Source organism: Cypionkella sp. (genome assembly GCF_036782355.1).
Taxonomy (GTDB): Bacteria; Pseudomonadota; Alphaproteobacteria; order Rhodobacterales; family Rhodobacteraceae; genus Cypionkella.
On sequence record NZ_DAIPZF010000047.1, the window covers coordinates 1 to 10853 of the forward strand.

At 48.2% G+C, this 10853-nt stretch carries 14 protein-coding genes; 1 reads left to right on the plus strand and 13 read right to left on the minus strand.

What is annotated here, in order from left to right; translation table 11 throughout:
• Positions 1 to 390 precede the first annotated feature (390 nt).
• Entirely contained in the window at positions 391 to 1842 is a 1452-nt protein-coding gene (gene rpoN, locus V7Q10_RS14135; RefSeq protein ID WP_333869774.1) for an RNA polymerase factor sigma-54, read from the plus strand.
• Here the strand turns inward: rpoN and V7Q10_RS14140 are convergent.
• The 13 genes from V7Q10_RS14140 to V7Q10_RS14200 form a co-directional block, all read right to left on the minus strand.
• Positions 1839 to 2186, minus strand: a complete 348-nt coding sequence (locus V7Q10_RS14140) for a hypothetical protein (protein ID WP_333869775.1) — start codon at positions 2184 to 2186, stop codon at positions 1839 to 1841. The genes rpoN and V7Q10_RS14140 overlap by 4 nt on opposite strands.
• Complete coding sequence (locus V7Q10_RS14145; protein WP_333869776.1) at positions 2183 to 2542, minus strand: hypothetical protein; 360 nt, start codon at positions 2540 to 2542, stop codon at positions 2183 to 2185. Before V7Q10_RS14145 ends, V7Q10_RS14140 begins: the two co-directional genes overlap by 4 nt.
• 60 nt (positions 2543 to 2602) lie before the next feature.
• The gene (locus V7Q10_RS14150; RefSeq protein WP_333869777.1) at positions 2603 to 3415 is read right to left on the minus strand and encodes a hypothetical protein; all 813 of its coding nucleotides are present in this window, start codon (positions 3413 to 3415) and stop codon (positions 2603 to 2605) included.
• A gap of 12 nt (positions 3416 to 3427) precedes the next feature.
• A complete protein-coding gene (locus V7Q10_RS14155) occupies positions 3428 to 4246 on the minus strand; it encodes a hypothetical protein (RefSeq protein ID WP_333869778.1) in 819 nt (272 codons plus the stop codon).
• A 205-nt stretch (positions 4247 to 4451) separates the two neighbouring features.
• Positions 4452 to 4676, minus strand: coding sequence for a hypothetical protein (locus V7Q10_RS14160; protein ID WP_333869779.1), 225 nt, complete (start codon positions 4674 to 4676; stop codon positions 4452 to 4454).
• Positions 4677 to 4679: 3 nt separating this feature from the next.
• The gene (locus V7Q10_RS14165; RefSeq protein ID WP_333869780.1) at positions 4680 to 5834 is read right to left on the minus strand and encodes an EscU/YscU/HrcU family type III secretion system export apparatus switch protein; all 1155 of its coding nucleotides are present in this window, start codon (positions 5832 to 5834) and stop codon (positions 4680 to 4682) included.
• Positions 5827 to 6600, minus strand: coding sequence for a flagellar biosynthetic protein FliR (gene fliR, locus V7Q10_RS14170; protein WP_333869781.1), 774 nt, complete (start codon positions 6598 to 6600; stop codon positions 5827 to 5829). Before fliR ends, V7Q10_RS14165 begins: the two co-directional genes overlap by 8 nt.
• A 44-nt stretch (positions 6601 to 6644) precedes the next feature.
• On the minus strand, positions 6645 to 6911 hold the full coding sequence (gene fliQ / locus V7Q10_RS14175) for a flagellar biosynthesis protein FliQ (RefSeq protein ID WP_333869782.1): 267 nt from the start codon (positions 6909 to 6911) through the stop codon (positions 6645 to 6647).
• A gap of 7 nt (positions 6912 to 6918) precedes the next feature.
• Complete coding sequence (fliP, locus tag V7Q10_RS14180) at positions 6919 to 7668, minus strand: flagellar type III secretion system pore protein FliP (protein ID WP_333869783.1); 750 nt, start codon at positions 7666 to 7668, stop codon at positions 6919 to 6921.
• A gap of 393 nt (positions 7669 to 8061) precedes the next feature.
• Entirely contained in the window at positions 8062 to 8376 is a 315-nt protein-coding gene (gene fliN / locus V7Q10_RS14185) for a flagellar motor switch protein FliN (RefSeq protein ID WP_333869784.1), read from the minus strand.
• A 9-nt stretch (positions 8377 to 8385) separates the two neighbouring features.
• Positions 8386 to 9372 carry a flagellar motor switch protein FliM gene (gene fliM, locus V7Q10_RS14190; RefSeq protein ID WP_333869785.1) on the minus strand — a complete coding sequence of 329 codons (987 nt, stop codon included), beginning with the start codon at positions 9370 to 9372 and terminating at the stop codon, positions 8386 to 8388.
• Between the two features lie 9 nt (positions 9373 to 9381).
• Positions 9382 to 9972 (minus strand): flagellar basal body-associated FliL family protein, encoded by a 591-nt coding sequence (locus V7Q10_RS14195; protein ID WP_333869786.1) that lies wholly within the window; start codon positions 9970 to 9972, stop codon positions 9382 to 9384.
• Between the two features lie 15 nt (positions 9973 to 9987).
• Positions 9988 to 10853, minus strand: an 866-nt coding sequence (locus V7Q10_RS14200) for a flagellar hook-length control protein FliK (protein ID WP_333869787.1), incomplete at its 5' end; no start/stop codon positions are given.

Below are 10853 nucleotides of genomic sequence, written 5' to 3' on the forward strand. Positions count from 1 at the left end.
GCGCCCACGTTCGTGTTGATTTGCAGTGCCATTTCTCAGCCCTTTCCAAGATATGAGGATAACCCGTTTCGATCACTCTCGCCGCGCCTCTTCCGACGCTCAAAAAGGTAAACGGCGCAATTCATAGATGTTTAGGGGAACTGGGTGAAGTTTTTCCGAAAAGTGACTCGGGCAAGGTCAAAGGCTTGGAAATATCGTCCTGAAGGATCTCAGCGCCGCGAATAGAGTGACGGTATTTTGTCACATAGGATAAGTCACTAAGACTGGATGAAATTAAACATAGTTAACAGATAGTTAATGCGTCAAATAACCGACAGAAGTCTGTCAAACAGAAAACTTTGAAATGTTAACAACAACTGTCAGTTTTAGGGCATGGGTACGGGGGTTTCCATGAAACTGACAGGTGCAAATCAGCTTCGACAGAAGCAATCAGTCGTCATAACGGCTCAATTACAGCAGGCGATAAGCCTGCTAACCATGACAAATATTGAATTGGGGGCCTATCTCGAAAGCCAATCTGAAGAAAATCCTTTTCTTGATTGCGAACCCGCCGCTGAAACTTTGACAGAGTTGCCCGCGGCTGTTGAAAAGATCGACATGGCAAAGGGCGAAATCGCGGCAGATGGCCCAATTCGGGACAGCGACTATGACAATCAATTTGAAACCGGTGCGATGGATGTTGGCAGGGGCACAAAACTGGGCCCCCGCGACGACGAAAACTTTGACCCGCTTAGTTTGTTGGCGGCAGATGCACCCTCGCTATATGCGCATGTGACGGCAGAGATGCTTCAGCTTGGCCTTACAGACAAAGATAGAATAATCGCGCATATGCTTATTGAAACACTGGAACCCTCTGGGTGGCTTGGCCAAACCGTTGCGACTATTGCGGCCCGACTGATGGTCGATGAAAAGCAAATCGAACGTGTTTTAATCCGCCTGCAAGAAATCGAGCCCGCGGGACTTTTCGCACGCAATCTGCGAGAGTGTTTGCGGCTTCAAGCAAGAGATCGTGGCATCTTAAAGCCTGATTTTAGCGTGATGCTCGACAATCTATCGATCCTTGCAGAGGGTGATTTGAAAAAATTGCGTAAATTGACCCATGCTACACCCGAGCGATTGTCAGAAATGTTGCGACAATTGCGCGCGCTTGACCCAAAACCAGGCGCAGGATTTTCTGAAACGTCAAATCCAATCCAGCCACCTGACCTCATCGTGCGGCGCAGTTCAGATGGATGGTTGGTTGAATTGAATCAATCGACCTTGCCAGCAATCCGCGTGCGCAAAGGCTATGCAAAACAAATGCTGGCCGCGGGCAAGCGAGATACCCCTACCCATAATTTTGTCGCCGAACGGATTTCAAGCGCGCGTTGGCTTGACCGCGCCATAGCGCAGCGCAATGACACCACCCTTCGTGTCGGTGTGGCCATTGTTCGCCAGCAACAAGACTTTTTTGAGCGAGGCGTGGCCTTTCTTAAACCCCTGATCCTGAGAGATGTGGCCGAAGAGATTTTAATGCATGAATCGACAGTCAGCCGTGTGACAGCTAATCTTATGATGGCAACTCCCCAAGGAACATTCCGTTTAAAAGATTTCTTTTCGGCCGCCATTTCCTCAGACGGGAATGAAGACGGCGAAGCAGCATCTGCCATTCGCTATAAGCTGAAGAAAATGATCGACGGTGAAGCCGTCGAAAACCCACTCTCGGATGATGCTCTCGTCAAGATTTTAGGCCGAGACGGAATCAGAATTGCCCGGCGAACAGTCGCTAAATATCGCGAAAAGCTCAGCATTCCATCTTCCTTTGAACGCAAACGCCACGCAGCCCTGTCCGGCGTGATTTAAACGCCCGCCAAAGCACGCAAAAGCGCCTGATGGGCTTGCGGCGCGCCATAGATGCTTTCACGCAACCGGTCCGTAGGAAATACGCGGAGCCTGGTTGGCCCATGCGCCACGCCAAGGCCACTCCAATGTCCATGAGACAATAGATCTTGTAAGCCAATCACCTGACCAGAAATAATTATCCGCGATATTTCCGCGCTACCTGATGAAAACACCAAAACCCCACCTTTTTCGACCAAAAATATTGCAGTCATGGGCATGGCTGGTAAAAATAAAACTTCACCATGGATCAGATCAATTTTTTCATTGCGTATAATAGCCTGATGGCACGTAGATTGGCTCTTCACAGCACACGCCTAGGCACTGCGCTCCGCTCGATCGCTACCATCCGACCTAAGGCCCATGTCATTGGCGCCTGCTTTGTCAACAAATCACACACAGCTTGTCTTGGAATTAACAAGACGCGAGACGGAAACTTTGCAACAGTCAGATCGCAGTAATGATCCTTGGCAAAAAAGTCTACCAGTTGCAAAAGCTCTCCAGCCCCATAAAATTTTTTTAGATTTGCGTCGTAAAGACGACCGGTCAAAACCAAAAGCAGCCGATCTGTCTGAATATGACGCGATAGAACGACCTCGCCTTTACCAAAATCTTGTTGAGAATAGAGGTCAAGCGGCAAACCCTTGACAAGATCACAATACATAAACAGCCCTCCTCTCTCGCACCAACAACGACAGAGGAGCAAAAGATTTTAGACCAGGGCTTATGAATTCTTTGACTGCCCCGTCGCGCCATTGGATTTTTTCTTACGCCGCCTCGCCTTTTCACCGCTGAACCGAACCTCGGGATCGAATTTCCGGGCCAATTCACGAGCGTCAATCTCTGAAGTTGCCGCAAAGACCATCCAGAAATATTTTTCTTCAAAGAGTTGGTAAGATCGCAGCAAATTCAGCTGAGCCCGCCGCGTATACACGCAGACCAAGAGATAAACAGCAACAAAGACACTCCAATGTGTGAGCAGAGTGATTGCATAAACAAGACTAATACCAAGCAGTGGATAAAAGAGGCGATGATTTAGCATCCAGAGAAATGGCGCTAAAGTCGCCAAGGGATCTGGCTCTATCGAATGCATACCCGCATTTCGGTAAATATCTTTAAAAACCTCGAAATTCGTATAGCTGCCTTTATCAGAGAACCTCAACTCTTTAAAAGCTTCTAAAATCTCTATGCTTTCATCAAGCGTGGTGAAATCAAATCGTGCAACCAAAGCATTATCAAAAATAAGACTGAAAAAATTACCATCCCTCCAGAATGTAAGTAGATAACGTAAAGTCTTGCCATCGTCGACACCACCTTCGTCTTCATCATCTGAATCGGATGAACCGCCGCCGCCCAAAACACTATGCAACATTGTTGCATCACCAGTAAAAACATGACCATCGATTGCAACCAGAACATCCCCCCGCTTTAATCGGAAAGCCCGCGCTTGACGTCCTAATCCGGATTTTTGCAATTTAAGAAATTGTGGTGCCGTTTCAAGGACAGGATCGTTTTGTACTGAGCGCGCGTCAACCATTTCAATCACAATCTAGGGAAACTTTATCATGCCATCAGTCGAAGGACGAGATGCTGGCTTTATCTGAGGCATCTTTCCATTCGTATTTGAATTCGAAGGCTTCATTCCATTTAGCTTTGAAGTGATCGTAGCTTGCGCGATCAATATCTTTTGCAGCGAGCCAATAATTTCATCAACTTGCGATTTCGTAAGTCCCGCTGGCGTGTTAGCTACAGTGCCACCTGTTGCGGTCGCCCCCCCAAGAAGGGACATAATCTGCGCCGTAGTTTGACCGATTTCGCCAAGTTTTCGGTCCACGGTCCCCGCCTGTGTTGAAAGGGTACTGCTGACATCATCAAGCACAGAACGGCTAAATTGCGAAACGGAGCCGTCAATATGCTCTTGAAGACCCTCGACCCGAGTGATTATATCGGCCTGATTAAGGCCAAATTTTTCGTCAAGCGACGCGACAGATTCGACTGTTTTAGAAGCGTCAGCCGATAGTCCACCAAGTTTGCCCGAAATATCTTGAACAGATGTTGTTGCAGCTGTCAATTTATCGACATTCTCGGCAAAAATCACAAGCGCCTCTAAAGAAGTATTATTCGCCGTTTCCATTCCTGACAACGTCTTATAATAGATGATTGCCGCTGCAAAAATTGAAATCGCAGAACCTGATAAGGCACTGAGCAGCACAATAATTGTATTACGATATATCTTTTTCATTTCGTTTCTGACCAAAACGTTATCATTACGGATCCTGTCCAATTCACTGGCAGCACTGGTCGCCATGTCGGCCGCATCCAAGGCGATTTTAATACTGTCTTCAACATTCGTGGTCGTCTCGCTCATTTGAAAGCTCCAGTCGTCCGAGAGGGGGCTTGTACTTGCGTCAGCACCTTTTGCTGATAAGCAGCACAATCCGTGCCAACTGAGTTAAAAACGACGATATAGGGCATAATTTTTGACTTGAATGCATAAGCCGCGCAACCCCAAGGCTTGGACCGGTCATAGGTAACCCGGAAGTATTGGCAGCCTTTGCAGGTCCTTGGGCCATTCATTTGCGCAACGCTTGCAAAAAACTACGAATTACATCCGCAATAGCAAAGCGAAATGCGGCAAGAAAACAAACAGCCGCAGCAAGATAGAGCCCCCAAATCCGTAAGTCCGATGCAAAACCAATCTGGCTTCGCGCCTCAAAAAAAAGCCAAAGCGAAAAGCCAAAAAAAGCAACTGATGATATCATTTCTCCAGTGGACTTACTTTTGTTTTTCGTTTTCATTTCCTAGTCCTCAGCCTTAAAAGTTGGGCGTCCATCTTCGTTAAAGATCAAGTCTTTCGGTACATCAACAAGTGGCTCGGGAACGGTTTCGCCTCGATCTAGACGATAAACATAGGCCAATACTGTAGCGACCGCGTTATAAAGCCGATCAGAGATTTCTTGTCCAATATCTCCTGTGAAAAAGATCGCACGCGCTAAGACGGGACTGCGGAAAACAGTAATACCCGTCTCTTCTCCCTTTTTAATGATCCTCTCAGCCAATTTTCCACGCCCCATAGCGATGATTTTTGGCGCACCGGCATCACCAGGGACGTATCTTAACGCAACAGCAAAATGTGTTGGGTTGGTGATAATAGCAGTCGCCTCGCCGACATTCTCGACAGCAGCTGAGGCTTGCGCAGCACGGCGGCTGGACTCAATCTGTAAGCGACGAATACGCGATTTTACCTCGGGCGAGCCCTCAGAGTCTTTATGCTCATCCTTCATATCCTGCTTGCTCATCTTGAGCTTTTGCATATGGCTATGATGAGAATAAGCATAATCCAAGGCAGCTATTCCAGCCAAGATCACTAATGCAGCAAATCCCAATACTCTGAAATCTTGAATTATTTTCCAAATGGACCAGCTTAGCGATGCGCGGACAAGCATCAGGGTTTCAGGAAGCATTTGCCATACTAAAAAAGCTGAGACGGCTCCAAGCATTCCAACTTTGAGCAATGCTTTAGCTAATTCAACCAGACCCTGAGTGGAAAAAATTCTTTTAAGTCCTGAAAGCGGATTAATCCGATTCCCCTTAAACTGAAGATTAGCCGGAATGAAATGAAGGCCGCCAACAGCAGCCTGTGTTGCAAGAGCAACCACCATTATCGGCACAGCGACAGCGAGAGCGAGGATCAGAAAATCAGCCACAGCACTTGAAATGCGATGAAATATCAGATCGACCATATCTTTTGAGGCATCAAAGCGAAAATAGCCACGCCATTTATTAATGAGGCTTGGCATCATCACCCCAAACCCTAAAAGCAAAACAAGGCCTGTAAATAAAGATGTGAACACAAACATTTCTTTAGACGATAGAATTTGTCCATCTTCTAAGGCCTTTTCCAATCGGCGCGATGAAGGTTCTTCTGTTTTTTCTTGACCATCATCCTCAGCCACCTTCCACCCCCTGCAATATGAACTTCAAGGCTTGCAACATTTGACCTGTAAGATCTGAGAACGCTGCGGCTAGATGAGGAACAGACACAAATAGTATTACAAATATTGAAACAAGTGTAATCGGAAACCCAAAAGAAAAAAGATTTAACGTTGGCGCTGATCTCGTGATAATACCAATTGCAATATTAATCATTGACATAACAGCGGCTATGGGAAGCATTATAGTCGTCGCAGAATCAAACATATTTTCAGCTGCAAGTCCACCAGCTTCAAATAGAACTGAAAGATTGGCAACAGCCCCAATTGGAAACGTTTCATAACTTTGGATCACTAGGGCCAAAGCAGTTAGGTGTCCATCCAGCGACAAAAATATGGTTGTCAAAAAAAGCGAAAATATTTGCGAGACAACTGGCGTGGTACCGCCAGCATTGGGGTCAATCTGAGTCGCAAAAGAAAGACCCGAGGTTGAGGCGATCTTCTCGCCAGCCAATGCAACCGACGAAAACATGATTGTCATAACCATACCGCCACAAAGGCCGATTATAATTTCTTGTAAAAATATCGAAATTATTATGAGGTTAGTCATATTAGAAATTTCTAATGCAGGGACACGATCCATCAGTGAAAACGTGATTGCGCATGTCGCAACAATACGAATTGTAACGACAACGCTTCGTGACCCAAAGAACGGCGCTGCAATCAGAAAACTCCCAATTCGTAGCGAGAGGATCAGGAACTGCAATGTAAAATCGTAAAGACCCTGCATCGAAAGCCCAGGGAAACCCTCGGAAGATATGGCACTTAGGACTGTCATTGGAGATGGCGGATTTCATCAAAAACAAAAGCAAAATAGTCGGTAAGACCAGTCAAAATGTATCCCGAAAGTAAAGCAAAGACGCCGAGAACGATGATCAACTTTGGTACAAACGAAAGCGTCTGTTCATTTATAGATGTCGCAGCCTGAACGACACCGATAACTAGACCGACGACCAGAGCAGTCCCTAAAATAGGGCCAGCGGCAAGGAATATCTGCCAGAAAGCCATTCGCAGATATTCGATATTGGCATCAAACTCCATTTTTCACCTAAGGCGTGACGAAAGTGGAAACCAGAGAGGCGGACATCATTGACCAACCATCAACTAAAACAAACAGCAGTAACTTAAAAGGGAGTGAAATTAACATTGGTGAAAGCATCATCATACCCAGTGACATCAGTATTGAGGAAATCACCATGTCGATAACCAAAAACGGCAAAAATATGAGAAATCCAATTTGGAAAGCAGTTTTCAACTCCGATGTAATGAATGCAGGCAGTATCACCGAGAAGGGAATATCAGCATTTGAAGCAAAAGGTTTACTATTCGCCAAATCAGAAAAAATTATAAGAGAATCTTTACGAGTGTTGATAACCATGAAATCTTTCATGATTGCACCACCAATACTTAAAGCCTCTTCAGCACCCATCGTTTCAGCCAGATAGGGAGTAACAGATTCATCATATACCCTCTGAAATGTTGGTGTCATTACAGTTGCTGTCAAAAATAGTGCAATTGCGATGAGCACTTGGTTAGGTGGTGTTTGTTGAGTTCCAAGGGCTTGCCTTAAAATAGACAGGACGATGATGATACGGGTAAAGGCAGTCATACCAAGCACGAGCGACGGTAAAACTGTAATTGCCGACATGAGGACAAGTATCTGTAGCGAAAGCGAATATGTCGTATTGCCCGCAGCATCAGTGCTTGAGCTTAATGCAGAAAGGCTGAACGGATCTGCAGAGAGCGAGGGTGTTGAAATTAGGCAAAAAACGAATGACAAAATGATGAGGCTACGCATTATTCTGGCTCCGCTGACTTATTCAAAAGGACGAGTGATGATCCATTTCGGGCAGAATGCAGAAGGCAATCTTTGCCATCAACAGACACCAAGAGCAAACGCTCTCCTGTGCCCAAGCCAAGCGTCTCAATCAGCTGCATGCGGCCCTTGGGTGCCAATCGCGCCCGCAAGGCTAACCTATTGCGGCGCAGTATATATTGAGCGCCGAATAAGACACCCAAAAACCCAAAAACGGTCGCAATCTGACCCGTCTCTACCAATGGCATGAACACCCCCACACTTGCTTGCAGCGATATAAGCAATACCCATGCCAACTGTGGCGCTAAAATGCCAAGCTTCTGATTTTCAATGGGAAACAGTTATTATGTTCTGACAGTGTCAACCGATCGACACTCAGAGACTTTGCATTCTTTTTTCTGGCTCTACGATTTCACCAAAACGAATACCAAAACGTTCTCCAACCATCACAACTTCGCCCTTGGCAATCATTGTGCCGTTAATGAGGATATCCAAAGGATCACCTGCAAGCCGATCTAATTCGATAACAGATCCCTCATTCAACCGCAAAAGATCACGAATTGTTATTTTAGCGCGCCCAACCTCAACGGTCATTTGCACTTCAATGTTTTCCAAAACGCGCAGGTTCTCAATTCCGGCGCGGTCGGCTTTCGGGGCATCTCTTTCGATGTTGTCGTCAATATCGGCCATGGGCTTTCCTTAGCTCTCTTCTTTGCGGATGCGGCGGGTTAGATTGAGGGCGGATTGGGTGCCAACCTGCCCCAATTGGGCCTCAAAAATTGGGCGGTCTTCCACTTTTACACGAATACCGTCATGCAATTGCATCGGGTAAACATCGCCCTCTTGCAAATGAATCAGGCTTCGCAACGAGGTCGTGGGTTTTGCGATTTCGGCAGTCAGCATCAGCGGAATATTCAGGATCGCTTGTTCAAGCTTCTGGCGCCAGCTCATATCATCTTGCACGAAGTCAGATTGCACACGGCTGCGCAATTGCGAGGCAATCGGCTTTAGCGTTTGCAGTGGATAAATCACATCAAACTGCGCCGGTTCACTTCTTGGCAATTGCACCACAAAAGAGCAAATGATGACCGTATCAGAGCCATCGACGAAGCTTGCGAATTGAATATTTTCTTCGCGCCCCTGCACGGCGATGGTAACCGATAAAAGATCGCGCCATGCCGTTTGCATGACTTTGGTCAAACCCTCGGTAATGATTTCAATCACGCGCTGCTCGGTTGCAGTGAATTCGCCTTGATAGCGTTTCATCGCCTGGACCGTCGAACCGCCATAATAGCTTTCTGTCAGCAGGGAAATAAACCCAGGCTGCATCACCATAAGCTGACTGCCGCGCAATTCCTCCATGCGCGACGTCGTCAGGGAAACAAAGGTTTCACTGTCTTGCACATAGGCGTCAAAGGTTTTCACCTCGGGCGGAAATGATGAAATGCGGGGCTGAATGCGCAAAAATGGTAAAAACACCGAACGCGCCATGCGGCAAAAGCGTTCGTTTATCATCCTTAAAGCGTGATAATCTCCCAAAAGGGACAAATCATCAGACCCAAACATAAAGGGTCTCACTTCGGGATCCGAGGCGCTTAGAAAGCTACTGCTGCCGGAAGGACTGCCGCCCAATCCTTCAATCAGCGCTTCGACCTCTTCGGGGGTCAGTTTACGCGTTGCCGCCATCACTGCACCCTATTGAAGAACAAAGGAGGTGAAATAGACATCTTCAACACCACCAAAGTTTTCCAATACGGTCAGCCGGGCATTTATTGCGTCGCGCAAGGCTGCCGCAAGACGATCGCGTCCAGATTTTCCGGCCACATCTTCTTCGGTGAATTCTGAAATTGTACCCAGAATTTCCGAGCGCAATGCCAATTGATGTGTCTCGACATTAGCCACCACCGTTGCATCGTATTGCGTCGAAACGCCGATACCAATTTGCAGAAACTTTCTCGACCCATTCAAGTTCGTGGTAAACTCGGAGGGGAATTCATAATAGCTGGTCACAAAAGTTGGTGCGGCCTCGACGGGTTTGGTTTGGCGTGCCGGAGCGGCATCTTCTGCGGTTGCGTCCTCGGGTTTTGGCAATTGCCCAGATTCCTGCAATTTGCGCTCGATAATCAGATCGATTTCCTCTGACGGCGTTGGCGACGACATGCCAAACAGCACATAGCCGCCCCCGAGCCCGACGCCAACGAGCATCAGCCCGCCAATGCCAAAGCCGACGATCTTAATCAACTTGCCCTTTTTCTTTGGCTCTTCTTCTGCGGCCTTATCTGCCATGTTATTCTCCGCTGCTTAAGCCATCAGATTGATGCTAGATTTTGAAGTATCACCGCGCGTGACAGACGGCGCTTGTTTCGCTCCGCCCGCCTCTGCATTGCGGACCCGTTCTTTGCGCAGAGCCGCGCTATCACGCCCACCCTGCCCGCCCGAATTTTGCGCCAAGGATTGGTTGCCAAAGCCAGCTTGGCCAACGGTTTGCGCCGTCAGGCTTGCCAAGCGGACACCGGATTGATCCATCAGCTGCGACAGCAAATCTTCGTTCGCCAGCATCAGCCGCGCGGCCGAAGCCGTTTCGGTGACAATGCGCACAGCGGTATCGGAAGCGCCAATCTCGATCTGAAGCTGCATATCGCCCAAGGATTTGGGCCGCAGCATAACGGTGATGCTTTGCGCGCGATCTTTTGTGCCGCCCACGACCTGATCGACCAAACGTTCGCGCCAGACTGCATCGCGGGTGTCAAGGGTTTGACGCAGCTGCGCAAGCAATGGCGCGGTCGAAACGGCAACGGCTGCGGGCCGTAGCGGGCTGGTCTGAACAGGGTCTAAAGCTGTCGGCGCAGATGGCAGGCTTTGAGGCGCCTTTGGTCCGTGGGGCTGGCGCTGATCGGCATCGCGATCACCGGCAGCAAGCGGTGGCAAATCGGGCTCAAGCGGGCGGCCAGACGAAGGCTCCATCGCGGGCTGGTCTTTCGCCTGCTGCTCGATAACGGCGCGACCTTCTGTGCTGGGGATGGCAAGCGGCTTGCTGGGCGCAAGATCAATTTTCAGCCGCGCAATCGGGCGAGCGCCGGCTTCCAGCGCAGGCGCGGGGCTTTCGTCGTCTTCTGATTGCACCGCCAAAGGCTCTGCCCTTACGGCTTTGGGTTTCGCAGATTGGA

What these genes read in the sequence shown, in the direction of transcription:
- rpoN (WP_333869774.1), top strand. Translation starts at nt 391, where the DNA reads ATGAAACTGACAGGTGCAAATCAGCTTCGACAGAAGCAATCAGTCGTC.
- V7Q10_RS14145 (WP_333869776.1), bottom strand. Translation starts at nt 2,542, where the DNA reads ATGTATTGTGATCTTGTCAAGGGTTTGCCGCTTGACCTCTATTCTCAA.
- V7Q10_RS14150 (WP_333869777.1), bottom strand. Translation starts at nt 3,415, where the DNA reads ATGGTTGACGCGCGCTCAGTACAAAACGATCCTGTCCTTGAAACGGCA.
- V7Q10_RS14155 (WP_333869778.1), bottom strand. Translation starts at nt 4,246, where the DNA reads ATGAGCGAGACGACCACGAATGTTGAAGACAGTATTAAAATCGCCTTG.
- V7Q10_RS14160 (WP_333869779.1), bottom strand. Translation starts at nt 4,676, where the DNA reads ATGAAAACGAAAAACAAAAGTAAGTCCACTGGAGAAATGATATCATCA.
- fliR (WP_333869781.1), bottom strand. Translation starts at nt 6,600, where the DNA reads ATGCAGGGTCTTTACGATTTTACATTGCAGTTCCTGATCCTCTCGCTA.
- fliQ (WP_333869782.1), bottom strand. Translation starts at nt 6,911, where the DNA reads ATGGAGTTTGATGCCAATATCGAATATCTGCGAATGGCTTTCTGGCAG.
- fliP (WP_333869783.1), bottom strand. Translation starts at nt 7,668, where the DNA reads ATGCGTAGCCTCATCATTTTGTCATTCGTTTTTTGCCTAATTTCAACA.
- fliN (WP_333869784.1), bottom strand. Translation starts at nt 8,376, where the DNA reads ATGGCCGATATTGACGACAACATCGAAAGAGATGCCCCGAAAGCCGAC.
- fliM (WP_333869785.1), bottom strand. Translation starts at nt 9,372, where the DNA reads ATGGCGGCAACGCGTAAACTGACCCCCGAAGAGGTCGAAGCGCTGATT.
- V7Q10_RS14195 (WP_333869786.1), bottom strand. Translation starts at nt 9,972, where the DNA reads ATGGCAGATAAGGCCGCAGAAGAAGAGCCAAAGAAAAAGGGCAAGTTG.